The following is a 25,360-nucleotide window of genomic DNA, read 5'->3' as shown; positions in this document are numbered from 1 at the left end:
TTTAAACGGACCATCGGGATGACGGATACACTATTTCGTAGGAACCACAAATTTGAAAAGACGATATTGGATTTTTTGCTTGATTTTTTTGCGATAACCACCATATTTCTTATCAAAATCCAATTATTTGCCAAATGTTCCCCCTATGGCCTTCGGTTTACTTTAAACTTATTTACATTTGATTTGGAAAATTGGGTAAAGATGTTGGTGGTGGTATTTCAAGCGATCACTTACATTTGTGCAAATTGGAAATTCACAGGTGTATTACTAATAACCATCGGGTTTTATACGTTATCCATTGAATTACCCTATCAAAACCGTAAAAACCAATGTATAGCCAGTTAGCACCTTTTTTTGACCTATCGATGGATTGCCTTTGTATTGCCAATTATGAGGGTTATTTTGTGAATGTAAATCCAGCTTTAATGCAATTACTGGGGTATTCAGAACAGGAATTAAAATCAAAATTGATTTCCGAATTCATTTATGGGGAAGACAAGGAGCGTACGGCTTCCAATAGAAAAAACTTAACGCGTAATGAGGCGTTGGTGAATTTTGAAAATCGGTATGTGTGTAAATCCGGGGAGATTGTCTGGCTCCATTGGACGGCCATACCTATGGATAACGAGCGATTGATCTATGCCATCGCCAAGGATGTTACCTATAAAAAAGAATTGGAGAACGAGCGTATTTTACATTTAAGTAAACTTTCCCAATCCAACGAGAAACTCAAGCAGTTGAATTATAGAACTTCCCATGATTTGAGATCGCCAGTGAATAATTTGATTTCTATGGTCGATTTAATTGATCAAAGTAAAATCGGGGATGAAGAGACTTTGGAAATACTCAGTTTTATACGCCTTTCTGCAGAAGGACTGAAGAATTCACTGAATACTTATATAGACGCCTTTAAAGTACACGATAATTCCAATGACAGCTTGGAGGAGGTCGTTTTCGATACTACCCTTAGGAAAGTCAAAGGAACCATAGGCACCTTGATCGCGAAGTCGCAGGCTGAATTCCAGGTAGATTTTTCAGGATTGGAAAGTGTACAGTTCAATTCCGCTTATATGGAAAGTATATGTCTGAATTTCATCACCAATTCAATCAAATACGCACAACCACAGGTTTCACCCGTTATTTCTATCAGTACGGAAGAAAAGAACGGGGAAAAGACGTTTGTATATTCCGATAATGGACTTGGATTTGATATGGATAAAGTGGGACACTTGATTTTTAATCTGAACCAAAGATTTCATGGAAATGAGGATAGCAAAGGGGTGGGGCTATATTTGGTGTACAACCATGTAACTAGCCTTGGGGGCCGTATCAGTGTGGATAGTAAGGTCAACGAGGGTACCGCCTTCACCATTACCTTCAAAGCGTAAAGACTCCATGTTCCCCGAATTCAATCAGTTTAGAAAGTAAAAAATACAATAGATCATACCCAGGTTAAATGAGGCGTGACAAATTACCGATCCCAATAGGGAGGAGGTTCTTCGTCTAAAGAAATAGAACAGGATACTTACCAAAAACATGCTTATGACCCAAATAAGGGTCGGGAAAGTCAAAAACCTCCATTCTTCATGTATGTATACCAACCCAAAATGGGAAATATGGGTCAGGGCAAAAGCGGAACTGTCAATAATCGATGCTTTGAAATCACCAACCGATTTCGCAAAACTCGAATGGACAATACCCCTGAAAAAGAATTCTTCCCCTATCGGACTGAAGATCATTCCGGTTATGGCCATTATGGAGAACATGACTAGTTTATCATCATGTTGTATTCCTGTCGGGATATTATATGATCTGCCTATATAGGCATACCAATTCCCAAAGGAGTGCCCGTAGAGGAACCCTCCCAAAAAATAGAGGAGCATACTGAATAGCAATCCGCCTAAAAAGGCCCATGCCAACCAGTGCAGGTTCTTTGGTCGTGTCAACCCAATAGCCTTCCTTCCGTCCTTGCTCAAGAACAGGAATGGAGCAATTGCTGATATGAGCATGACCAGACCGATATATCCGTAATTTGCCGTTTCATTGGCATTCAAAACCAAAATAAACCGGGGAATACAGATTAGAAGAATCAAGAACAACCCGAATTTCCAATTAAAATCGAAATAGTTACTCCAGAAGGGTTTCAGTTCCTTTGCCATGGTTGTTTTCATTTGTACGGTCGTTTTTGATGGCGGTTTTACGGTTTATATCCTGACGGATGGTGTAGGGGAGTTGCCGTATACGAAAGGCGTAAAACCTTGGTTTCCATACCAAACATATTAAAAACACTTAAATCATCTGCAGGAAGACAAGATAGTACCATTGATTTTTTAAATCAAGGTTCACTAGGATTTAAAGGACCAAAAAGCGTTTTTGGGCAAAGGGGCTTCGAAGGTCTTTTGTTCCTGGGAACTTTCGGTTTGATAGGTTATTTTCCAGGCATGCAGACAAATGGATAGCGGGAGGTATTCCTGGTCGGAACCATATTTTTCATCACCGATGATAGGAAGGCCTATATGGGACAATTGTGCCCTTATTTGATGGAATCGCCCCGTTTTCGGTTTTATTTCCAGAAGGTAACCCATATCGTTTTGGTTGATGACCTGATAGGAAAGCATACAATTTTGGGTGTCTTTTGATTTTGATGCAACGATGTCCGCTCTTTTTTCAAGATTGTTCTTTACCAGGAAATTGACAAGGGTTCCCCGGTTCTTTGGCGGCTTGTTCTTCACAATGGCCAAATATGTTTTTTGCACTTTCCGGCTACTGAATAGCGCATTGAATTCTACCAGGATACTTTTTTTCTTGGCAAATACCAATACACCACTGGTTACCCGATCCAATCGATGGATGACACCAACATAAGGCTTTCGTTTGTTTTTCGATACGTGGTTAAGCACTTGGTTTTCGACCGTTATATCCTCATACGGACTCTTTTCACTGATAAGTCCGGCCATTTTGTTCACAACAATAAAATCGTTGTTCTCATATATTACTTCCAGGTTCGGCATCAGCAGTTCTCTTTTTCAAATTCCAACATGGTATCCATACGGTCAAGAAGTTTGGTTGTCGGCTATTCCATATTGTTTTTCAACCACTTTTTACGTTCCGAGTCGGGAAGATGAATGACCTCAAAGTCCTCAAACAAGGCATTAAATCCATCGCCATCAGGTGAAGCGGCAGTAAGGCCGACCATAACTGGGGTGTTTTTGGGAAAATAAGCCAGCCGAAACATGTTATAATCTTGATTGTCAAGTGAATAAAAGATTTCTATAGCATCTCCGATCCGTTTAACCTTAAGCCATATCGATTTGGGGTTTTCAGGTAAAGCCACAACACTCCAATCGCTCTTTTTCCGGGTAACTACGGCACTAAGGTTGACTATCCCATCTACAAATTCAACCCCGGTCTTGATCCAGTTTTTTTCGTCCTTTCGGACCATAAGACCCATTTGGTCGAACCTGCTTTGATAATCTCCCGTGATTTTCACTTTTGCCTCGAATTCACCCCCTACGTTCAAGTAGCAAAAAGGTCCGTCGTCAACCGTAAATCCGTAATGCGCTTTTCTCCAATAATCGGTATAGGGGGTAACGAACATCGATAATGAGGAATCATTTATCATTTCCCATTGATCAGGCTCATTGAACCATTGAAATTTCTTCATGCTTGATTTTTTCAAATTATTACCAAGGGTCTTGGCTGGTCTATTTAGTAACTCTCGGTTTAGCGAATATAAATATAGTCGTTTCAAATGTAATGTTAAAGCCAGGATACGAAGGATACCCTCTTGGTTCCGGAAGGCATAGTGCACGTAGGCCGAAATGGAATACTAGAGGCGATAAGATTCTTTATAAACCACCGTTTACATGATTCGTATGTATGGTGGTGCGTGAAGTGTACTATGGACTTTAACGCTTAAGGCCGTCTGCTCGATATTCATTGGTTTTTTTTCAGTCTGTCGAGAATATCGATTTCTTCAGCTTCCAATATCCTAACCGGTAGATATATGCCTTGTTTCGATTTCGTTTTCAATGCGAAATATGTTTTCCTTTTCAATATGTTTTCCAATTCAGAGTAATACAGTTCAGATTTACTTTTACCGGATTGTATTATGATTTTGTCCGATTGGATTTGGTAATTTGGGTCAATATTTTTGAACCTGGATTTTTGGATAAAAATGATAATGAAGGGTTTTAACGAATAATATATTCCGTAAAAAATAATAAAACCGGAGTAGCCAATCCCAAGTTTCGAGTTTCCATGCATATACATAAGGAAACCCAGTATCAGAATTACGGGACCTGCCACAATTCTTAAAATGGAGTTATAGGATTTATTGCCAAAATAGTATTCATTTAAGAATATTTTAATTTTTTCGGCTTGGGATATTTTCAGGTTACTCATGATTGTTCAAGCGTTTTGTAATAGCAGGATTGAAAATTTATATGGCTCAAATTTACTGTAAAAGTCCGGGTCTGTAAATTAAATTCTGTCCACGGGTCAAATTCCCCAAGGGCTTGCTTAGGAAGTATTGATCAAGTAGCTTTATCTTGGATTTCGTCCGAATAAAATTGATGCTTAAGGTTTATTTCAGACAGTATCCAGTTTACATCCCCGCCTCCATATAAAGCATGGAAAACAAGCTTTTCGCTTCAGGATCGGCACAAAAAAGGCATCGCAAAGGGTCCATGGGAATCCGTTCTTTTTTGAACGAATGGGGGTATATGCAACGTTTATAGGTATTGGCTGTAGTTTATTGTTTTTTATACGGAATGTAATTTTCCCATTCCGATGGAGTATAAGTGTCCTTTATTGCGAATTCCAATAATTCTTTAAAGATACTTTCTCCATGATCACTATTGGTCATAATCATAATTCCCTTTTTAGCTTTTGGAAAGAGTATTGAATAATGCTGGAATCCATTCCCATGACCTTCTTTAAACACTCCCTTACCATAGGGAGTTTGTAAAATTCCCCATCCTAATCCATAGCTCAATTGAATATGGTCATTTAAAGTAGAATCCTTTAGGGCTAAGGGTCCAAATTGTTTGATTGAACGAATTCTTATTTGAGGTCTGAATAGTTCATCCCATGATGTTTTTGAAATGATCTTATGCTGCAGCACAGCTTCTAAAAATGTACTATAGTCTTCGGATGTTGTTTCTAAAGTACCTCCGCCCCGAGGTTCATTGTCCTTATCTTTTATATATTTTTCGCCCAATGTATTATGGCCATAGGCAAAATTTTCTTCGAATCGAGATAACCATTTATAACTGGTATGATTCATTTTTAAAGGTTTGAAAATCTTTTGTTGCGCAAGTTCTTCCAGGTTTTTCCCTAATAATTTTTCTAACACGACTTGTAAATAAATAAATCCTTCTCCTGAATAACTATATCTAGTGCCCGGTTCTCGGTTAACACGGAGTTGATAATCCGATTCAAACCATCTGGAATTTGCAAAACCCGTGGTGTGGTTTAAGCACATTCGAGCGGTTATTTTATGGTATAGACTATCGTTTTTTAAGGCAGAATAATCATCATGCCATTTTGTTTCGGGCTTGAATTCGTATATTTTTTTAGGTAAAAACGATTCCAAAGGCGTGTCTAAATCAATAACGCCCTCTTCCACCAATTTCATTACCAATACCGAAAAAACGGCTTTGCTAAAAGAAGCTCCATAAATGTTAGTTGAATCATTCAACTTTATTTTATTTTCAAAGTCCCGATATCCAAAACTTCTTTGATATACCGTTTTATTCTCATTGAAAACAGTCACTGTCATACCTGGTACCTTTGCGTTTTCCATCAAAAGATTAATTTTCCTAGTTAAGGAATCCTTGACTATTTCCGTTCCGTCCAATCGGATAATATTCGGGTTATCCCTGTCGGAAAAACTTGTGAGACATACCATGCCTATCAACACGACCATCATTTTTATGGATAGGTTTCTTTTTTTACCGCTAATGAATGGGATTGATAAAGGGTAATAGCATTTTTGGGAATTAAGTGATTTTATGATATTAAAAAGCATTACAATTACGCTAAACGGTATAACGGATATAAAAAGTAAAAATCCCCATTTTTCAATTGTTAACAACGCTACCATTGATAATATATAGAGGATGGTCATTGTTATCTGAAAATTAATAATCTTTATACCATGCCTGTCGTAGATCTTATTATCCTCTCTTTTATGAATCCAAAGGAATAAGGGGAAGAGTATATTGGCCAAAGGTATTATGAATCCTAAAAAAGGAGTGCCATGGAGTAAGATCAACCACTTTTTCAGTAAAGCTTCCTCTTTAGGATTTTCTAACACCAATAAATCGTCAACTTCTATATTTAATGCTGCAGCCAATAATTTTATAGTCTGAAGATGTGGATTGACATCTCCTTTTTCTATCCGTTGTATGGTACGTATGGTAACTTGTGTTTTTTCTGATAATTCTTCTTGAGTATATCCTTTTAACTTTCTTTGATACACCAAATTCTTTGCAATTGATTGAGTTTCCATAATTGTGTTTTTGTTAGTGCAAAGTTATTGGTGTAGCTTGTTTTTTATAACGACATAGTAGTGTCACCTATCTGTCATTTGTTGTTCATAGAGGGGGTAAGTTCAAATATATCCATAATATACGTGGTTTGGTAATGATCGTTAAGGTAGGTAGTCAACAACCTTAAGGGGCATTTACAGGTTCCGCAAGCATCTGGGTACCACGGTGGTCTAAAAAACAAAACCGCCTTAAAAAGCGGTTATGGAAGTCTCTGTCTGAGGAATAATGGACTTGTGCAACGGTTACCATTATTGTGCCTGGTTTTTCATTCCTTCCTAATCCAATATTGGGTTCTTCCAAAAAGGGAAAGCCCAAGATAGCCTCTTACTTTCAGTTTGTAATTGTCTACCAATTCTAAATAACATTTGTAAATTTTTCCATTTTCAGGGTCGAGAATAGTTCCACTATTGAATTCATCCCCATCTTTTTTGATATTTTCAATAATGACTAAACCATTGATCGGTTTTCCTTTTTTAGTTCCTTTACAATTTTCGCAAACGGCATCTTTTTCGCTACTATAGCTTTTAACTATTTTGGCAAAAAAGAGATTGTTTTTTTCATAAATTTCGATAAGTGCTTTTTTTGCTTGGGTTTCATCATCATAGGTTTCCCATTGTCCGATAATGGATTGCCCATGAGTTATAGAACAAAAAGTCAACATTAATAAAAGGTACAGATATTTCATGATTATTGGATGTTATTAATTATTGGATTAAGCGACTTCATAAATATACACAAACCCTAAGATTAAAGCCCAAGCCTGTATCGTTTATAAGTTTTGTGCCTGTTGCACAAGTTAGCGAAAAAAGTCTTAGAACGGAATTGCCGATCAGGGACCGATCGTAACTTTCGATATGCAGCCGAACAAGGTGATGCACCTGTCCGCCATGGTCTACAATCTGAAGAAGTACCTGAAATTTATAGAAAAACGAGTGAAAAGTGGGCGGGAATGCCTGCTTTGTCCCTTTTTTGGATAAACAGGTGCTGCAGCGCTGAAAGATCACTTGTGGGTTTCCCCTAGAATCGAAGTTGTCCGGTTGTCTAAAAGAACCAAACCGTCGTTAAAAGTGGTTATAGGGGGCTCTGTTTTAGGAATTATGGTCATGTGCAACGGTTACCAGTGTTTTTAACAGTTATTTTTCTTTTTGGGCAATATTCCATTCAAGTCCCCTTTCTTTAGCAAAACTTTGAATTTCTTCTAGACCAATTTCTTTTCTTCTTTGGTTTACATATTCAGGTTTTTCGATTGGGAAGAAAGTAGGAACATCATTGGATTGATTGTTAATTTGAGTCCCATATAATTGAGGTTGGTCAGAGTTAATCAACATTCTATCAATAAGACGGGCATAATGACTGGGTTGTGATTCCTCTTTTAAAACAGAAGCTTTTAATAATGGTGCATACTTTTCTTTAGAGGCAACGCTGCCGTGTTGCAAAACACTCCATAGGGTTCCATTTGCCAATCTGCCAACTTGGGAAATCCCAAGCCAGCCATATTTATCTATAATACGTGTCACTTCTTTCTCAAGAATCTTATCTTGGGTTTCCACAACTTCCCAAAAATATTCATAGGCATCCGAATCTTTCCCAAGCTTATTTTCCGCCTCAATATAGATACGTCTAAAAGTTTGGTCTTTCATAAATATCGTCCCTAATTTGATTTTTAGCGAATCGAATTCCTTTTGAGATTGACCTAATACTGAAAAACCGATGCTAAATATGATTGTTATAAGAATAGTTTGTTTCATAGTGCTATTGTGTACCCGGCATGGGCATCTTTTTAACTACAGGAAAGTAGTTAATTAATCTTGAGGGTGCAAGTCCCTTGGGGTATGGGGTAACGCTTTGGACCATGGGTAGGGGGTAAGGATTGCTAGAGGTTTTAGGTGCCTAATTAAATCAATACAAACCGAACGGGAAATCCATGGGGATTCTCGATGTAACCCTTAAAGTGGCCAACCATTGATTATATACTTAGCAGCGATAGTTTATTGTTCTTTATTAAAATCAATAGGTTCTTTTTGTGAATACATTTTTAATGTTGAAATATTCCCTTCTGTATTGGTCATGAATTGAATGGTATATTGTGGGTTATAAACGTCCTTGAATTCATTGGTCGCTTTCAAGAAAAATGAATTTGTATTTAAGTGTTCCAACAGAAATTTATAAGTAGGTAAAACAGCATACAATTTTTGATTTTCATGGACTATCTCAATTTTTCCAAATCCTTTTGCATGATATGTTCCACAAAACGAACTTAAGGAATGGGTTGGCAATTTCTCTTTATCAAGGGGTTTGGTTTCATTATTGGGTTTAAAAATCTCAGTGACATTAACTGGATATTCCGGTTCGGGACTGAGTCCAAATAACCTTCTTGTAATATTGTCGGCGATCAAATGTGGGAGTAACGTATTATCTTGATTTGTTAAAACAACAACACCTATTTTTTCAAAAGGGAACATTATTAAAGCGGAACTAAAACCAAATGTGTTTCCTCCGTGGTCTATTCGGTAATGTCCATAGCTCGATCTTAAACGCCATCCAAATCCATCCCCAAATAGGAAAGCATCCTTATCATAATTCCCTCCTTTGATATTTTGAAGTCTTGTTGCTTTATGTATATAGTCTGAAGGAATCACTTTAGTCTCGTTGAAAACACCATCGTTTAACCATGTTAACATCCAATGGGACATATCATTAACGGTGCTTTTGATTGCTCCGGCAGGACTAATGGAATGAAATTCCTCGAATTTGACTTTTTCTATAGTGCCTTTATATAAGCCATAGGGTAAGGCATAATTCGTTGATTGTTGCATCTCCTGGAGTGTGGTATAGGAATTTGTCATGGCCAAGGGCCCAAATATTTTTTCTTGAATGTTGGTTTCCCAGCTTTTCCCCGTTATTTGTTCAACGATAGTTCCTGCAAGGGTATATCCCATATTACTATACTCAAAGCTGTTTTTAATCTCGCCTTCTGGTCTTAAATGTTTTAACCGTTGTACGACAATTAATTTGTCTTTGTTTGGAAAAAATACTTCTGAGGTACCTTGGTTCCCAATACCACTTTTATGGCATAATAGATCCTCAATGGTTATCAAATTGTTCATTTTATCATTATAAAACTGAAAATTAGGAACGTAGAGAGCTGGTTTGTCTTTTAATGAAACTTGATTGTTAGATTCCAATATGCCCAAAAGAGAACCTGTAAATGCTTTTGTGGTTGAACCTATAGGAAAAACAGTATTTGTTGTTACAGGTAATTCGTTTTCCAAATCCCGATAACCAAATCCTTGGGAATAAATGATTTTATCATCTTTTACTATAGCAACGGATAATCCAACAGCATTGTATTGCTTGATCAAAAGGGTTATGTCATTTTCAATTCCCCTTAATTCTGGAATGTTTTCTTGACTAAAGCATATTTGTGCGAATAATGCGAATACGGGTAGGTATATGAATTTCATCCTTGTGTTTTATTGATTTTCAGCAAAAATGGAAAAACACGGGATTTTAAAAGTCCGAATAAAGAAAGTCGGACTGATTTTTATTTGGATTTCAAGGAAAGCGCTTCTTTTCTATATTGTGTTGGCGTTTGATTCGCGGTTTTTTTAAAAGCCGTGTAAAAAGACGATTTAGAATTAAAACCTACTTGGTATAAAATTTCTAAAATAGTGATGTCTTCCTTATCAGGATCTTTCAAAATGATTTTGGCTTCATTTATTCGATACTCATTTATAAAGTCAAAAAAATGTTTCCCCAGATGATGATTGATCAGTATGGATAATTCCTTTTCAGAAATATTTAATTGTGAAGCGAGTTTTTGTAATGTAAGCTCAAAATCCAAATATGGTTTTTCGATATCCATAAATGAAGTAAGTTTCTTCAGATATTGATTTTCAGAAGTGCTTTTTTGAATAATCGTTTTGGATGTGTTCTTTTCAATAATCGATTTTACAGGCTTTAAATGCATATTGACACCAGTAAAAAGGTCGGGTTGATATAATGCCTTTAAAACAAAAAAGATAGTTATTAATAAGACACAAACGCTTATCAAGGTATTGATATCAAGAATGTACTGTTGGTATATGGAATTGGATAAATACCATCTTATAAGTACAAAAGAGTGGGCTATACAAGCAAACACCGTGATTTGGAATATCCATTTATAAATGGCATAATTTGCATTGGAGTAATTTTCAAGATATAGTGTTTTGTATTTTTTCAAAACAAGGAATACTGCAATGATGTAAGTCAGGAATTGTAGCTCTCCAATCACTTCGTAAAACAATACACTTTGGTCGGAAAAGGCAGTTATCTTAAAAATGAAGGCAAATAACAAGAACAAAAGGCCGTGTATGATGTGTGTTTTCTTAAGCTTGAAATTGGAATAACAAGCAGCTAATACGTATAGGTAAAATAGGGGTAGCTGTAATAAACTAGAGGAAACCTTTAAAATATGGATGTTGGGATAGTCCACAGTTTTGTTTGTGAATAAACCAATTAAGTCAAAGGCTATGACCAATAGGTAAATACCAAAAAGTCTATTGGATAGTTTGTTTTTTGTTTTAACCGTAAATAGAAAAACAGAAAGAAGTATCATTATAAAAACAACAATCTCTCCGATAATCCTAATAAATTCTATTTTGTTCTCCAATAATATTGTGGTTATTTTTTTGCCGCCAACAGTCCCGGTTATGGGTAGTTGTGGGGGTTAGCACTTTACGATACAAGGACACACCAACTTGGTAATCCCTGTGGAATTTCGGAAGGCAGGGGAAAAAAGTAATTACTAATAGTAATTGACCTGTGTTCGTTTCAATTTATAATCGAAATGACCACATTACCCCTTTTTTTTCCTTGTTCAACATATTCATGGGCTTTAACAATTTCATCTAATGTGTAGTATCGATCTATAAAAGGTTTTAATTCGCCCTTTTCAGCCATTTCCTTTATCAACCTCATATGTTCATTGCTCTCTTTGGTCAGCATTTTAATCGAAACGAAATTGCCACCAGGCTTTAGTACCTTTTTTGCTTTAGCTTTGGATGTTTTTCCAACAGCATCAAAAACGATATCGAATTTTTCATTGCCATCGGAATAGTCCACTTTTGTATAGTCAATCAAACTTTCAGCACCCAATGATTTTACCATTCCGAAATTCGGAGTGCTGCACACACCTGTTACTCTTGATCCTTTCTGATTGGTAATTTGGACCGCATAGCTGCCAACGCTTCCAGAAGCACCATAAATCAATACATTTTGTCCATGCTTCAAATTTGCTTTCTCCAGCAGGTACATGGCGGTCATGGCTCCAACTGGTAATGCCGCAGCTTCTTGGTACCCCAGGTTTTCCGGTTTCAATGCAACCACACCATGTTTCCATTTTTGGGGTAAGCAGATATATTCGGCATATGAACCTGTATTTAGCATTGTCGTGGTTCCAAATACGCTATCACCAACATTGAATTCAGTAACACTTTGTCCTATTTCCTCAACTATTCCAGCTAATTCATGGCCCAAAATTTTCTTTTTAGGAGCAAAAAGGCCAAATATCAATCGGGCAGGAAGCCAAAATAAAGGTGGGAAATCAGAACCCCGAAGTCGTATATCACCTGAAGTAACCGTAGCTGCATGTATTTTTACCAGAATTTCATCAGTTTTGGGTTTCGGTTTTTTTTTATCCTTTATCATAAGGACTTTTGGTGAACCATATTTTTCGTGAACAACGGCTTTCATGTTGGTTTTTTGGATTACTGAAAATGTTTTATACCATTTTAGATAGAATTTGTGCGACGTAACATCCAAGGTAATTTTCAACTACCACAATTCGATTTTGCATTAAAAGGCTTAAAATGTGGTGGTAGTGCAAGTCTAAATTATATAGGTTGATGTAACCGTTTTAAAATCGTACTCCACTGATTCATTCAATATTGACGGATTGGTTTGCTATGTATGCCGTGACATTATAAAAGGTATCTACCCAATAATCCTGTTCATTGTCTTTTAGATAAATCAATAATTCCTGAAGCGCTTCATTGGATACGTTTAGGTAACCACCTCCAACACTATGAAACATGAATGTGGCGACGGTCCCTTTTCTTCTAGCCTCTTTTACATAATCAATCAATTCCTTGCCTGTAGGACTGTCTACACACCAACTGGGCATAAAATTAACATCAATATTTTCCATAGTATCCGGTATGGGACCATCACTTCTTCCGGCGGTAAATAATTGCTTCACCACAGCTAAGAAGGTCGTATCACCCTGTACTTTGAAATTTGAGCAGGTATAACCATAGGTTCTATTGGTTTTGCCATCAATGGCTTTAAGCAAAGTATTGGCCGTATATAATTCCATTCGAATTTGATCCAAAGTATATCGGTTTAGGTCATATTCCGGTTTAACCCAATCAAATTGACTTCCATCACAGGGGTGAAACAACGAATGATTGCCAAGTTCATGGCCGTTTTTGGTAATCTTTCTCCATTCAGCGGTGCGATTATGCAATGCTTCCGAATTTCCCGGGCAATAAAAGGTTGCTTTCATATTCAATGAGTCCAGTAAGGGTATGGCATTATCGAGATGGGAATCTTGACCATCATCAAATGTTAAGCAGACAGCGGCTTTTTTCTTTTCAGGCCATTTGAAGTTCGTATAGGAATCCTGGGAATATGAAAATTGGACGGTCACTAGTATAACCATTACATAAATGAATGTTCTTTTCATAATTATATTTTTATTGTCCCCTCCTAAAATACGGCAATAGATCGGCATATAGTTTAAACGCCTAATTTATGGAAGTAATTCGATTTTTTGTATTTTTTCATAAAGCCATATCCAAAAGCGTTGGGGGACTTGGAAAACATGCCCAAGTCCTTAAATATAGCACTTTATGCCCTATTTTTTAAAACATTGTTAGCCATAGTTACTTTTCCATAACTTCTTTTAGTTCTTTAACTTTCCATTCACTATTACGGTTAACAAATTTCTCAAACATAGCTATGTGACCTGCTCCAGCCAAAATCATAATTCTTCCATCAGACTTTTTTGTGTTTTTTAGAACGAATGACCACATATATAGATTTCTCTTAAACCATTCAGATGTCAAAAATGGTCCGGAAAAATCATCTGGCTCCCCTGCTAATAACATTAAGTTATTATGAAGGTTATTATGAAAGTCTCGGAATTCATAAGTATTCATATAGTATGTTAATTCTATAAGTGAAGTTTCTGATTCAATTTTATTATCAAATTCTGTTGTAAGTTTGGATATGCCGTTTTCTATGCTTTTTTTAAGTTCAGACTGATTGTTTTTTTCAATATCATTCATAACGTCATCAAATGGAAATTTTGTTTCATTGTAGTCAATAGCATAGATGGTTTTTAGATTATTAGCTTTTGCTGCCCTAAATGCTAATTGAAATATTTCATTTTTCAAATAAAAGTCAGAAAGACTATCGTTTTGGAAATACTTACCTTGATTATATAACTGATACAAAGAATCTAATTCTTTTTGTTCGTTATATGGCCATTCTACAAATATTTTAGTTGGATTATAATTCTTGATTTTCGCACTTATTTTATCCAATTCAAGTTGGGAATCTTCGTTAAGAATGTCAAATGATTTTGTTTTGACGACATCACCACCTGGATTATTATAATGAAATGTTCCAATAAGCAATGCTTCTGTGACATTTGACTTTTCTTGTGCATTCATATAACTTATAGCGAGAAATACGATTGATAGGATAACATGGTTTTTCATATAATGGTGTATTGATAATTTGTATGGTTTAATTATTTAAACCATTACTATAAAGACGCTAAAAGTTATCAAATGGTTGCCTGAATGTTATTAATAATACGGTGCATTTTGTCCCATACCAAGTCAACATCCTTTTCGGTCGCCCTCCAATTCACTAACGATGCCCTAATCCCTTTTTGGTTATGGTAAAATGAAGGGGTCATAAACACCTTGCCATAGCCGTTTAATTGGTTTAAAAAAGCATCCAATGTATCTTGGTTTGGTTTACGCTTTAGATTAAAAACGATATTGTTCAATCGAACTGGGGCCAATAATTTAAAATATTCACTTTCCTCTATTTTGTTCCCAAAATATTGAGCCAAACCAATACTGTTTTCTACAATGGAGGCATAGCCTTCCTTACCATATGCCCTTAAGGTAAACCAAGCGGGAAATGCCTTAAGGCGTCTTGAGTTTTCGGGAAGAAAATTAAGGTAATTGAAATTCTCCAATGGATCTCCGAGATAGGGGGCATTGGAGTTTTGAAAAGACGTTGTCTGTAAAAGGCGATGTTCTTCCTTTACGAGAAAAACAGCACTTTCATAGGGCACATTCAGCCATTTATGACAGTCAATCGTTATACTGTCGGAATGTTCCCAATCTTTTAGAAAGTGTTTATAGGTATTGGAGCAAGCTGCTAAACCCCCAAAGGCAGCATCGGTGTGCCACCAAAAACCATCCTTTATTTGAACTTTTAATTCCATGCTGGTTTGCCGAGATAGTGTCCTAACTTATCTTTTGTCCATCTAGACTTAAAGTTCATCAATTCAACTTTTAAACAGTCCGGTTTTAAGGGTAAGGCTACAATCTGATGAAAAAGTCACATTGAAGCCCCTAAAAATATGTTGGACTTCTGAAACCGGCATAAAAACACGGCAAGTCTACCAAAACAAAAAACACAAACAAAAATGGGAAGGAGCGCTTTCCCTATAGAGGGAGACCGGATCCGTCAACAAGATATTCCACCCTGGCCTATCGGCGGGCGGAATACTTGGTTATTTTATGTTGCCTTTCTTATTATCTTTTTTTAGAATTTTATTTTTATTCCACCATTAATAACAAAACCATCTACAGGAGCATAGATATCGTTGAATATAGGGTTGGTAATCGTTCCTGTATATATAGTATCGAACTTGGATTGACGTGTATCAATAAAGTTTTCAAAATTGATGAAGATCGAGAAATTCTCCCATAATTTTTCAACCATAAAACCAGTGAGCCAATATTGTTTTCCAGTGCGACCGTTGTTTAGTTTTTGTGGACTAAAATAGTAAGCTTCCAATCCCATTTTCAGTTTTTCCTCAACTTCATACATTAATACATTATTTAAGCGATGTTTTGCTACTAAGGGAAAAGTTGTGCTAGTACCATTGTAATGTTGGTTTACATCTGCATATGTGTAACCCACAAAAAGTTTAAAATCCCCATACGTTACTTTTGTATTGGTTTCCACTCCTTTAGTGTCAATATAGCCATTGGGTTGTTGAAACTCAAATGCGTTATTCGCTATAGGAGCCAGAATTAATGGGTCTTTCACTTGCGTATAGAAAAACAAAGCATTAATCGTAAAGATAGATTTATCAGAAAGTGCTGTTTTATAATTAACGTCAAGATTTGCTCCTATAGATTCTTCGGCACTTGTGTTGTCCACATTAAGGGGTAAGACATTTTTGAACTGAATCCTTTCAGCATCTTCAGTAAAAACAGTAGGAGTTTTATAACCGAGTCCACCGCCAAGTCGTGTGCTGAAGTTTTCGCTTAGTTTGTATAAAGCCGAAATTCGAGGAAGAACAAAAAAACCGAATTCATTTTGATAATCACCGCGTAAGCCCGTTTCAAGAATAAGCTTATCCGTAGCGTTCCAAGTATTTTGAACAAAAGCGCCAACTGTTGTGTAATTATAATCCACGGCATCGGTCGTACTAACTTCACTTTGTGTGAATTTGTCTGTCCATAAATTTAATCCGCCTATCCATTCTGACTTTTCGCTTTTGTGATTGTAGTTTGCCTCACTAAAAGAAGCTAATTGAATACCTGAAAATTTAAAATCTGGAATTTCAATTGTCCTATCATAATAACTCACACTGTTTTTTAATGCGAATTTCGATTTTTCATCTACAATGCGTTCAAAACCTAATTGCGTGCTAAAGCGGTTGGTTTTATTTTCTTCAAAGTAAGCATTTACACTATTACCGTTACCTTCAATATATTTTATGTCACCACCAATGCGGTCTTCCGCAGTGTTATTAAAACCAAGGTTAAAAGTTGTTTTTTCATTTAGATAAAAATAGAACTTTGGATTTATGGTATACCGATTGAATTTGGGAATCGCGGTTAGGCCAATATCAGCTGGGTCATAAGGACTACCTAAATTATAGGATGCAAAAATAGTGGTTCCAAACTTTTTGAACTTTTGTGAATAAAATCCACTTAAATCCAACCCTAAAGCAGATGTACCGTTAATTACAAAACTTATTTCACGTTCTTCTTTGGGCATTTTTGAAATAAGGTTTACCAAACCCGAAATAGCACCCCCCCCATAAAGCGTGGAAGAGGCTCCTTTAATGACTTCGACCTGTTGTAAATCTAAAGGCGCAATTTGCATCAAACTTAAACCCCCCGAAAACCCAGCGTATAACGGAAGACCGTCTCGTAAAATCTGGGTGTATTTTCCGTCGAGGCCTTGTATTCGAATAGAAGAATTATAGCTTGTAGCCGAGGTTTGTTGTGTTTGTATCCCTGTGCTTTCATTTAATAGCATTCTAATATCACCCGGTTTCATATTTCCTTTTTCGTCCAACTCCTCACCTGAAATGGTCTCTACCCTTGTTGCTACATTATCAATAGTACGGCTGCTTCGCGTTGATAGAATCACAACTTCTTCTAAATGCTCTCCAGAGCTTTCAAGAAGTATAACAATAGGAGCTGTTGCGGTAATAGGAAAATTGAAAGTTTCTTTTCTGGTTTTATACCCCATATAACTAAATACGATTGTTTGTTCTCCGTTTGGAATATTTTTCAATGCTATTCTTCCGTCCATATCGGCACTTACTCCGTTGGTTGTACCTTGTAGAACAGCGGTTGCACCTATTAAAGTTTCATTTGTTTCACTGTCCCTAATGATCGTGTTAAGTGTATTTTGACCGAATATTGCGGTTATATTGATAACTGCAATACACAGCATAATGATTTTTTTCATTGCTGATAAATTTGTTAATGTGATAAAATATGTGGCGATGCAGCATAGCATCGAGAAGAATTAGTTTGTGTATAAGACACAAAACACTAACCAATTTTTGGCGGTTGCCAAATAGCAATATAAAATTCAGAAAAGAAAGTATGATGATATGTTGAAACGTTATTCTGCACTAAAACAGTCTCAGGACTTAAGGAGAAATTAAGGGATGTAAAAGTGAAACCTGTACAGCTTCCGCAGGTATAAAAAGGAGAACATGTATTCCGGTGGTCTTCGTCTTGGTGATGGTCATCGGGGTTGTGATTATTTATTAGCCGTTCTGTTTGGTGTGGGTCGTCAGCACATTTGTTGTCGTCACAACATGGTCTTACCGTGAGAACCAAAATATAAATGGATAGTATTAGGGATAAATATTTCACGAAGTAAAGATAGTTCCTATTTATATTTTTTTCGTTTTGTATGGAATAATTAAATTCCACTTACTTTTTTTAGTCATACATAACGTTTATGTATAAGCATAGTTGCGGGTTTGTATGCGAGGATTTTACGAAGGAAAATCAGACAAGACAAAAATGCAACTGACTTAGGTTAAGCACTAAACTACGCAATTTTTTATACACGGATTAAGTTCGATTCCCATTAAATTGATGGTATAATGAGAAAGAACAAAAGAGAGGAATAAGGTTATCGAATACTTAGAAGCCCAGACTTCGTGAACTAGGATAATCCCTTCTCTTTTCTACTTGGATTCAATACGCTACGAAGTCACAGACTTGGCAGAGTGGGGCGGGACTACTATAACAGTCCTTTGCCATTGCAAAATCCGGTAGGCCTTATGATGAAACTTATGTTTCTGTATTAAGGATAAAGTAAAAGGGAATCAACCATAAAAAAACCCAAAGAATCTGATTTATGAATCTACGGGCCAAGAATACCAATGTCTTGGATTAAGGGAGTATTTGTTTGTTTTTCACTTCAGTTCTTTGTTGTAGCGTGCTTTCATTTACACTTCGAACGAAAATTAGACAAAAACCAATTAGCGTTATCGCATATCCAAAAATCAGTCGAAAAGGCAATGGGATGATATGCCACAAAATTAGATTCGCTATTAAGATAATTACTATCCCTATCTTATTGTTTTGAAAGTAATTAAAACTTAAAATCAATAAACCAAGATTGAAAATTTTAGAGCTTGGTCCTATGCTCATAAAAGGCTTCCAGATTGATGGGACTTGCGAGATATGATTCGTGAATTCATTACGCATTGCTTCGTTTGGAAAACTCCACCAAATGAAGTCCAATACACACATTCCAATAATACAAGTAATTCCTATTAGCGTTAAAGGAATTCCAATCAGGCTAAAGATTTTTTTAGGAAAGGAAACAACTTGGGGAATTAGTAAAACTACTCCAACCAATAAAAACCAATGTGCAAAGTCAATAGGTTCTTGAGCGTACACAAAATCATTTCCTTTAGACAATATAATCTGGCCAATTAAAAAGAAAACCAATCCAATTATAAAGGATATTTTGTATGTCATTTCAGTGATGTTCATTGTTTTTTTTTCAAATGTGCTACAACGTTGTTATGCACATGTTCTATTTTACTATAGGTAATTCTAAAAAAGATTTGTTTGTTTTATTCCTGTATATGCTCAAAGTTGGTATTCCTTCGGTTGGAACTTTGTCAAATGTGTCCTTATCCGCCCCAGAAATAGCAATTCTGATAGAATGTCCTTTCTTGATGAGGATGGATGTTGGATGTAATTTAAAGCTGACTTCTTCTATTTTATCAATGGCCATAGGTGATGCATCTGATTTCCTAAATGAATGATACGGTATCTCATCAAACATATCATTCTTAGATAATTTTCGATGTTCAAGCAAAAGCCCTCCTTCTGTTATATAGGTGCTTTTTCCACTTGGGTCAACATCTTCTAAGTAAACGAAAATAGCTCCTTCTTGGTGTGTAGACGACAGACTGAGGGAAATTACAGGTGTTCCTGTGATTTGAAGAGGTTCTGCGACAGGTTCGGTTGTATAAGTTAGCATTAAAGAATCGGTAGCATTGCGATTATCGAGGTTAAGAATGTGTTTTCCCATTTGGGTTGTCCATCTATTGTTTGTACCAGTACTTACCGAAAAGTCAACGATATATTCATCTATACCCCGATGTTCATCAGATGATGAAGTATTTAATTTCCCGTTGGCATCTAAAAAGTATTTAATTCTTTCTTGCCCCTTAGGTGGCCAAATGTCAGACTGTTTAAACGATATCTCTCCAAAATTATAGTACTTGATGGTTGGCCAATCCTCAACGCCATTGTCTTTTTCCTTTAGGTAATGATCAAAGAAGTCCAATCGCAGTTTAAGTTGTTCCGTAACCGATGGAACAGGGGCTACCATCTTATCAGAAACAAGAAATGGACTGGCATGGGAACCTCCGCCATGTGAAGTTGGCATCATGACAACTTTCTGCGGATTGGTAAAGTGCTGTAATCTTAATAACGTGCCTTCTGCAGTACCCGCATCCAACCAACTTGTAAGAACAAGCATTGGTACATTTGATTCCGAAATTTCCTTTTTCCAATGCAAGGGGTCAAGTTCTTCGAATTTAAAATCCCCAAATTTGGAATCCTTGTATGGTGCTGTAGTCAGAGCTTCCAATACGATTGTGTTGTTTTCGTGTTCTTTGATTGCTTCCATTGGAAAGTCTTCACCGACACGCCTTACACTGGCACCCAGATTCTCCACGGAATTTTGGTCCAACCAATCAACATATTGACTCCATGGCGCTATAAAACTTGTTGCAAGCATTCCATACGGACGACTAGGACTTTCATATACGTCAAAATCAGACCAACCAGGTATTACCGCTTTAATGGCTGAGTGTTGCGTTGCACATAAAAGCTCGGCTGTTGTTCCAGAGTAGGAGGTACCATAGGCTCCCACCTTACCATCAGACCACTGTTGGTTTACGACCCAATCAACAATGAACCAAGCATCTTTCACTTCCGTAGGTGTGTATTCTGCTGTACGCACTCCATATGAAGCACCTGTTCCCCTAACATCAACTTTTGCGAGGATATAATCATGGTCAAGAAAATACTTGTCAACTTTTCTGAGTGAAGCAATTGGCTTTCCTGATTTCGAATCTTCTTTGCCTCTCCAGTATCGGGTAAATTCAAAGAGCACAGGAAGTTTTTGATTTTCGTAATTTTCTGGGAAGTAAACATCCATTGCCAACTTAGTTCCATTGACCGCTGGGATGTAATAAGACTCAACATTATTTGCTTGCGAGAAACCGAATTGATAGGTTGAAATAAAAAAGAGTATAAATAAAAATCTTTTAGCTATCATTTTCTAGGTGTGTTAAATTGTGCATTACGGCCCTTGTATGGTGTCGTAGCATCCCTCAGGGGGCTAAGCACTATACCCATTGTGTGTGTCCGGTATGGACATTTTTACCTTATAGCAATATAAGGATTTATTTATAGCGTTTAAGTCCCTTAGGGGAGGGGTGGCCTTGAACCATTGGTAAGTCGCAAGGTCGCTCACTGTGAGGTTAGCACTGAACGCAGTCCTTCTGGAAGTTACGAAGGGAGCATTGGTTTTTGTTAATTGGGTGACCGATTCCCATGAAAATGTGTGGCCTTTTGAAAAAGTACAGCATAGTTTCGATTGGTGTAAAGAGCGATTGAAAAGGTGGATTGCGAACCGTAGCATACAGCCTATCACGTGCCAGTTGTGGCCTGTTCTGAGCGCACTCGAAGGATATGGTGGTGTGAGGGGTGCACCGTAGGCTTTACAGCTTCCGGCCGTCTACTTATTTGGCAACAGTATATAAACTTCTACTCAAAACATATTTTTTTTTACCCATCACACCTGAGTGAAATCTTTTTTAAATTTTCCCTTTATAATTTTTCCATTACTTAATTTTAATTCAAATTCAACGGAATAACCCTTACTCACGACATTTAAAGTAATTGTTCCATCAATTACCTTGAAAAATTCAGTACCCTTGTCAAGTTTACCATTGTTATTTATGTCAATTGCACATTTTCCTTTTAAAAAGAAGGGAAGATCGGAAGTTATAGGTTTTACAGTATCAGTGTTATTCGGTTTTATAGTATAAGTACCTGAAGTAAGTCCTTCGGATCCTTGTGCATACAATTTTGCATATAACCATATAGATGCATTCTTAGGTCTCCATATGTAGTTTATATTTCCTGAAATCCAGATTTGTGTTTGGTAAAATTTTCCATCACTGATATTTAGTTGGCTTCCTGAACGGTTGTTACGTTTCTTGAAAACTTCTTCAAGCCCTTCAGAAACAGGATAAGTTTTATTATTGTATTGAAATTCATTATTCTGAATATTGTCACTCTGTTGTGAATTTACCAATTGAAAGCCCAGTATCCCAAAGAGGGTTATCAAACAAGATAATTTACTCATTATGTGTGTGTTTTTCATAAATGATGCCTCTAAATCGTTCATATTGTTTACAATGGTTTGGCTATGATACGTTGCGTAAAATGTCGGTAGGACTATTCCGTCTAGGACCAACGTTGGCAAATAAGCCCTGGTTAGCCGAAAGGAAATCCGACACAATGGATTATAGGTATTGTGCCTGTTGCACAAGTTAGTGAAAAATGTCTTTGTCGATCATTGCCGATCGGGACAAGGATCGTAACTTTAGGTAGGCAGGAAAAAAAGCCCATTGAAAAGGCTTATTTTGATGATATTATGTCTAATTAAAGGCTTGTGCAACGGTTACCGGTGTTACCCTCAGTTATTTATTCAGTTTCTTTATTTCGGGAACTATATATTCGTCCAAAAGTTTTGTCGTTTGGTTATGCGATTCCATTCCTCCGTTAAAATAGGTACTTGTTAAAACAACAACCATATCTAATTTTGGAAAAACAACTATTTTGTTTCCTCCTGTTCCAGACATAAAATATGCTTTGTCTTTTTGATTTACTTGTCCAAATTCAGATAACCACCATAAATAACCATATTCATAGTCGAACATTCCAACTTCTGCGTGAGGTTCGGTTGAACTTTTAACGAATTGTTCTGAAATTATTTGTTCTTTATTCCATTTTCCTTTGTTCAAATAGAGTTGTCCGATTTTTAGTAAATCACGACTTTTAAGTCCAAGTCCTCCACCAGTCATTGGAATTCCTGTCGGTGTGAATTGCCAATGATAATCCGTAATTCCTAATTTAGAAAAAAGTGACTTTTCTGCATATTTTTCTAATGAACCCGAAACGTTGTTAATTATATCTCCTAAAACCACAACACCAGCAGTACAATAACTGTAACTTCTTCCGTATTTAGAATCTTTTGGTTTCTTTTTCCATTCAGGAAATCCTTTAATTGGCAAATCCCAATAAAATTTAACCCAATCTTCTATAATGTACATTTTTTCTTCTTGACCACGAGAATTTTGGTCCCAATCATCGCATTCCAAAATAGATGACATTGTAAGTAAATCTTCGATTGTTATTTCGTCTTTTCGGTTGTCAGGATTTTGTAAGTTCTCAACTTTTGAAAATTCAGATGCCTTTTCGCTTACCGACTTTATAGAACCTTGTTGAATTAATGTTCCAATTAGAGTTCCCGTTATTGTTTTTGTTGCAGAACGTGTATTATGTTTTGTGTCAGAATTATTTTCGTTGTAATAATTTTCGAAAATTACTTTTCCCTTGCGAGAAATTACTATGCTTGAAATCTGTTTGAACTCGTTGGCAGAAACGAGGCTATCCATTTTTTCTATTTTCCGATTTCCTAGAAGTAGATTTTCGGTTTTCCAACCGTCTTGGTTTTCGATTGGTTCAAATGGTTTGTTTTGTGCTTTTAGATTGAAATTAATTGCTAATAATAGAAATAAAATTATTGACTTGTACATTTGATTTTGATTGATGATTTTCCTATTAGACGCTATTTTTCCTTTTTGTTACAATGTGTTGTCTAATTGTGGGTAACGGGTTTGTGTATGATTAGTTGCGTGTTTTAAGCACAGAATTTAGTAAATAAAAACCATCCCGATGGTTCGGAAGAAAATCCGCGAGCCCAGACGCTTCGGGTAAAAACGGACAAGAGCGACTGCGCTATTTTACTCTTTTCACTTACTCACATACTTACGTTACGAAGTCACAGACTTCGCAGAGCGGGACTATTACTTAAAATCATACTCCCACAATTTTACGTGAATACCTATCGGTAAAAAGTGCTAGATAACAAAAGCCATTTATAGCTTTAATATAAGTTATGTCAGAAGCCCTTACTTGATTAGGTTCATTGATTTTTAAATCTTTTATGAGAATCAATTAGGACTTTTTATACCATAAATTCCTTTTTAAAAGCTTTTAAATATTCTTTCAAGAAATTATCAACTTGTTCTTTGCTTGATAACTCTTTTCCGCGAATTACAATTTGAATGATGTATTTGTCTTTATACGAAGCATTATAAGAAACATCATCATATTCAGACTCTCTTTTAGTTGTTAAAGATGCATTCTCAAATACTTGTAAATCACTAATATCATTCCCGTTCAGTTTGTATTTTGAGGCTGTATTATAGCCCAATTTAACATATTGAAGCATGGCTTTATTTTCTCCTAATTCTTTAACACTAAGTTGAAATTCATAAAACTCATTTGTGGGATCGTTATAATTTACAGCTATTGCTTTTCCAACACAGCCAACGGATTTAAAAGTGTAATCTGCTATTTTATCAACATGGGGAATGGTATTAAAGAGATGCTTGTTTTTTTCACAACTAACAACACTTGTTGGAAATTTTGTTTCTCTGGTTATCGCTTCTTGATGGATGTTTTCAGCTAGCGGTTTCGATGTGTTTTCCTTACATGAAACAAAACCTAAAATCACACTAAATACCAATACAAGTTTTTTCATCATTTTTATATTTAGTTTAATGGTTTAGATGATATGGCTTGTAAATAGTCTTTAATAAATGAATCTACTTTTTCTAAATTCATTTGCCCCAACATTTCAATTTTTATTAAAAGAGCAAATTTATCTTTATGCGAACACAAATAAGTTGCAGAACTGTATTCATCTTCGCTATTGGATTCCATAATATTAACAGATGCATTTTCAAAAATAGTTAAGCTGCTTTTGTAAAAATCTGCCATGTTAGTGAATTCATTGTAAGTAGTTTTTACCATATTAATTACATCTCTTTCTACAGTAACGTCTCCATTAATTTCATAAAAGTTTACCACCATTTTGTTTTTAGATTCAGGATCGAAATAGGACGTATTTAAACTTGTCCAAGAAGCCGTTTCGCTTTGTTTTTGAAACATGCATTCCATGGTACGAAACTCCATGTTTTTATAAGTATCTAAATGCGGTAATGCTTCGTAAAGTGTTGTGTATTGGCTACATCCATTAGGGTCGCTAAACTTTGGGGTCGCTGTTTGTTTGTCAATAGTCTCAATGTCTTCATTTTTATATGCGTTTGACGTTGAAGTATCTGTTTTTTCTTTACATGAAAATAAACTTAGTAGAAGACAGGTTGTAAATATTATTTTATTCATTTTCAAAAATGATGTTATTTAAGATTAATAATTTAAGTCTCAAATAACGAAGTTATTATTTACCAAATTCTTAATTGTAAACAAATTATGACTTATACGTTAAGTTTTTTACAGAAAAAAGTGTGATTCTGAATATATTTCAAAATCACACTTTAATATTTTAGATGGGAAAACTGGAGTTGTGCTTACAATCATGCTATGACAAATAGGGCGGAGCAGAGAAGTCACAGGCAATATTTT

General features: G+C 36.0%; 22 protein-coding genes and 1 pseudogene. 2 read left to right on the top strand and 21 right to left on the bottom strand.

All coding sequences use genetic code 11. The annotated features are described in order from the left end of the window. The first annotated feature begins 329 nt into the window (after nt 1-329). Nucleotides 330-1,388, top strand: coding sequence for a PAS domain-containing sensor histidine kinase (locus HPE56_RS19450; protein WP_188245413.1), 1,059 nt, complete (start codon nt 330-332; stop codon nt 1,386-1,388). 24 nt (nt 1,389-1,412) lie between these two features. Here the strand turns inward: HPE56_RS19450 and HPE56_RS19445 are convergent, their stop codons facing one another. From HPE56_RS19445 to HPE56_RS19420, 6 genes are all read right to left on the bottom strand, one after another. Then, nucleotides 1,413-2,171: a CPBP family intramembrane glutamic endopeptidase gene (locus tag HPE56_RS19445; protein WP_223170386.1), complete on the bottom strand. Its 759-nt coding sequence runs from the start codon at nt 2,169-2,171 to the stop codon at nt 1,413-1,415. Nucleotides 2,172-2,345: 174 nt separating this feature from the next. Next, entirely contained in the window at nt 2,346-3,011 is a 666-nt protein-coding gene (locus tag HPE56_RS19440; protein ID WP_188245412.1) for an RluA family pseudouridine synthase, read from the bottom strand. A gap of 62 nt (nt 3,012-3,073) precedes the next feature. Continuing rightward, nucleotides 3,074-3,664 (bottom strand): DUF1349 domain-containing protein, encoded by a 591-nt coding sequence (locus HPE56_RS19435; RefSeq protein ID WP_188245411.1) that lies wholly within the window; start codon nt 3,662-3,664, stop codon nt 3,074-3,076. Nucleotides 3,665-3,936: 272 nt separating this feature from the next. Further along, entirely contained in the window at nt 3,937-4,404 is a 468-nt protein-coding gene (locus tag HPE56_RS19430; protein WP_188245410.1) for a YcxB family protein, read from the bottom strand. Between the two features lie 349 nt (nt 4,405-4,753). Then, a complete protein-coding gene (locus HPE56_RS19425) occupies nt 4,754-6,514 on the bottom strand; it encodes a serine hydrolase (RefSeq protein ID WP_188245409.1) in 1,761 nt (586 codons plus the stop codon). Between the two features lie 305 nt (nt 6,515-6,819). Further along, nucleotides 6,820-7,239, bottom strand: coding sequence for a DUF2147 domain-containing protein (locus HPE56_RS19420; RefSeq protein ID WP_188245408.1), 420 nt, complete (start codon nt 7,237-7,239; stop codon nt 6,820-6,822). A gap of 172 nt (nt 7,240-7,411) precedes the next feature. On the opposite strand from HPE56_RS19420, the pseudogene HPE56_RS20690 reads away from it, so the two are divergent. After that, nucleotides 7,412-7,495: pseudogene (locus tag HPE56_RS20690) on the top strand (transposase); the annotation flags it as partial. A 192-nt stretch (nt 7,496-7,687) separates the two neighbouring features. Here HPE56_RS20690 and HPE56_RS19415 read toward each other — a convergent pair. The 15 genes from HPE56_RS19415 to HPE56_RS19350 form a co-directional block, all read right to left on the bottom strand. Continuing rightward, nucleotides 7,688-8,302 (bottom strand): DUF6624 domain-containing protein, encoded by a 615-nt coding sequence (locus HPE56_RS19415; protein ID WP_188245407.1) that lies wholly within the window; start codon nt 8,300-8,302, stop codon nt 7,688-7,690. Between the two features lie 240 nt (nt 8,303-8,542). Then, on the bottom strand, nt 8,543-10,018 hold the full coding sequence (locus HPE56_RS19410; RefSeq protein ID WP_188245406.1) for a serine hydrolase: 1,476 nt from the start codon (nt 10,016-10,018) through the stop codon (nt 8,543-8,545). Between the two features lie 80 nt (nt 10,019-10,098). Continuing rightward, the gene (locus HPE56_RS19405) at nt 10,099-11,208 is read right to left on the bottom strand and encodes a helix-turn-helix domain-containing protein (protein WP_188245405.1); all 1,110 of its coding nucleotides are present in this window, start codon (nt 11,206-11,208) and stop codon (nt 10,099-10,101) included. 161 nt (nt 11,209-11,369) lie between these two features. Next, nucleotides 11,370-12,290: an NAD(P)-dependent alcohol dehydrogenase gene (locus HPE56_RS19400; RefSeq protein ID WP_188245404.1), complete on the bottom strand. Its 921-nt coding sequence runs from the start codon at nt 12,288-12,290 to the stop codon at nt 11,370-11,372. Nucleotides 12,291-12,474: 184 nt separating this feature from the next. Further along, nucleotides 12,475-13,281: a polysaccharide deacetylase family protein gene (locus HPE56_RS19395; RefSeq protein WP_188245403.1), complete on the bottom strand. Its 807-nt coding sequence runs from the start codon at nt 13,279-13,281 to the stop codon at nt 12,475-12,477. A gap of 199 nt (nt 13,282-13,480) precedes the next feature. Further along, nucleotides 13,481-14,320 carry a DUF5694 domain-containing protein gene (locus tag HPE56_RS19390; RefSeq protein ID WP_188245402.1) on the bottom strand — a complete coding sequence of 280 codons (840 nt, stop codon included), beginning with the start codon at nt 14,318-14,320 and terminating at the stop codon, nt 13,481-13,483. 68 nt (nt 14,321-14,388) lie between these two features. Continuing rightward, a complete protein-coding gene (locus HPE56_RS19385) occupies nt 14,389-15,063 on the bottom strand; it encodes a pyridoxal phosphate-dependent decarboxylase family protein (RefSeq protein ID WP_188245401.1) in 675 nt (224 codons plus the stop codon). A gap of 323 nt (nt 15,064-15,386) precedes the next feature. Further along, a complete protein-coding gene (locus HPE56_RS19380) occupies nt 15,387-17,558 on the bottom strand; it encodes a TonB-dependent receptor (RefSeq protein ID WP_188245400.1) in 2,172 nt (723 codons plus the stop codon). Nucleotides 17,559-17,644: 86 nt separating this feature from the next. Continuing rightward, the gene (locus tag HPE56_RS20680) at nt 17,645-17,974 is read right to left on the bottom strand and encodes a DUF6660 family protein (RefSeq protein WP_394355065.1); all 330 of its coding nucleotides are present in this window, start codon (nt 17,972-17,974) and stop codon (nt 17,645-17,647) included. Nucleotides 17,975-18,502: 528 nt separating this feature from the next. Further along, nucleotides 18,503-19,111, bottom strand: a complete 609-nt coding sequence (locus HPE56_RS19375; RefSeq protein ID WP_188245399.1) for a hypothetical protein — start codon at nt 19,109-19,111, stop codon at nt 18,503-18,505. 43 nt (nt 19,112-19,154) lie between these two features. Further along, a complete protein-coding gene (locus tag HPE56_RS19370; RefSeq protein WP_188245398.1) occupies nt 19,155-20,915 on the bottom strand; it encodes a CocE/NonD family hydrolase in 1,761 nt (586 codons plus the stop codon). A gap of 519 nt (nt 20,916-21,434) precedes the next feature. Next, entirely contained in the window at nt 21,435-22,052 is a 618-nt protein-coding gene (locus HPE56_RS19365; RefSeq protein ID WP_188245397.1) for a hypothetical protein, read from the bottom strand. A 295-nt stretch (nt 22,053-22,347) separates the two neighbouring features. Further along, complete coding sequence (locus HPE56_RS19360) at nt 22,348-23,466, bottom strand: serine hydrolase domain-containing protein (RefSeq protein WP_223170385.1); 1,119 nt, start codon at nt 23,464-23,466, stop codon at nt 22,348-22,350. A gap of 431 nt (nt 23,467-23,897) precedes the next feature. Continuing rightward, entirely contained in the window at nt 23,898-24,479 is a 582-nt protein-coding gene (locus HPE56_RS19355; RefSeq protein ID WP_188245396.1) for a type 2 periplasmic-binding domain-containing protein, read from the bottom strand. 8 nt (nt 24,480-24,487) lie between these two features. Beyond that, nucleotides 24,488-25,120 carry a hypothetical protein gene (locus HPE56_RS19350; protein ID WP_223170384.1) on the bottom strand — a complete coding sequence of 211 codons (633 nt, stop codon included), beginning with the start codon at nt 25,118-25,120 and terminating at the stop codon, nt 24,488-24,490. Nucleotides 25,121-25,360 lie beyond the last annotated feature (240 nt).

This window comes from Maribacter aquimaris (assembly GCF_014596745.1).
GTDB classification, from domain to species: domain Bacteria; phylum Bacteroidota; class Bacteroidia; order Flavobacteriales; family Flavobacteriaceae; genus Maribacter_A; species Maribacter_A aquimaris.
The sequence above is the reverse complement of the archived record's forward strand: the minus strand, read 5'-3'. Positions and strand labels throughout refer to the sequence as shown.

Coding starts and splice junctions, on each gene's coding strand:
- HPE56_RS19450 (WP_188245413.1), top strand. CDS start 330: ATGTATAGCCAGTTAGCACCTTTTTTTGACCTATCGATGGATTGCCTT.
- HPE56_RS19445 (WP_223170386.1), bottom strand. CDS start 2,171: ATGAAAACAACCATGGCAAAGGAACTGAAACCCTTCTGGAGTAACTAT.
- HPE56_RS19440 (WP_188245412.1), bottom strand. CDS start 3,011: ATGCCGAACCTGGAAGTAATATATGAGAACAACGATTTTATTGTTGTG.
- HPE56_RS19435 (WP_188245411.1), bottom strand. CDS start 3,664: ATGAAGAAATTTCAATGGTTCAATGAGCCTGATCAATGGGAAATGATA.
- HPE56_RS19430 (WP_188245410.1), bottom strand. CDS start 4,404: ATGAGTAACCTGAAAATATCCCAAGCCGAAAAAATTAAAATATTCTTA.
- HPE56_RS19425 (WP_188245409.1), bottom strand. CDS start 6,514: ATGGAAACTCAATCAATTGCAAAGAATTTGGTGTATCAAAGAAAGTTA.
- HPE56_RS19420 (WP_188245408.1), bottom strand. CDS start 7,239: ATGAAATATCTGTACCTTTTATTAATGTTGACTTTTTGTTCTATAACT.
- HPE56_RS19415 (WP_188245407.1), bottom strand. CDS start 8,302: ATGAAACAAACTATTCTTATAACAATCATATTTAGCATCGGTTTTTCA.
- HPE56_RS19410 (WP_188245406.1), bottom strand. CDS start 10,018: ATGAAATTCATATACCTACCCGTATTCGCATTATTCGCACAAATATGC.
- HPE56_RS19400 (WP_188245404.1), bottom strand. CDS start 12,290: ATGAAAGCCGTTGTTCACGAAAAATATGGTTCACCAAAAGTCCTTATG.
- HPE56_RS19395 (WP_188245403.1), bottom strand. CDS start 13,281: ATGAAAAGAACATTCATTTATGTAATGGTTATACTAGTGACCGTCCAA.
- HPE56_RS19390 (WP_188245402.1), bottom strand. CDS start 14,320: ATGAAAAACCATGTTATCCTATCAATCGTATTTCTCGCTATAAGTTAT.
- HPE56_RS19385 (WP_188245401.1), bottom strand. CDS start 15,063: ATGGAATTAAAAGTTCAAATAAAGGATGGTTTTTGGTGGCACACCGAT.
- HPE56_RS19380 (WP_188245400.1), bottom strand. CDS start 17,558: ATGAAAAAAATCATTATGCTGTGTATTGCAGTTATCAATATAACCGCA.
- HPE56_RS19375 (WP_188245399.1), bottom strand. CDS start 19,111: ATGAACATCACTGAAATGACATACAAAATATCCTTTATAATTGGATTG.
- HPE56_RS19370 (WP_188245398.1), bottom strand. CDS start 20,915: ATGATAGCTAAAAGATTTTTATTTATACTCTTTTTTATTTCAACCTAT.
- HPE56_RS19365 (WP_188245397.1), bottom strand. CDS start 22,052: ATGAACGATTTAGAGGCATCATTTATGAAAAACACACACATAATGAGT.
- HPE56_RS19360 (WP_223170385.1), bottom strand. CDS start 23,466: ATGTACAAGTCAATAATTTTATTTCTATTATTAGCAATTAATTTCAAT.
- HPE56_RS19355 (WP_188245396.1), bottom strand. CDS start 24,479: ATGATGAAAAAACTTGTATTGGTATTTAGTGTGATTTTAGGTTTTGTT.
- HPE56_RS19350 (WP_223170384.1), bottom strand. CDS start 25,120: ATGAATAAAATAATATTTACAACCTGTCTTCTACTAAGTTTATTTTCA.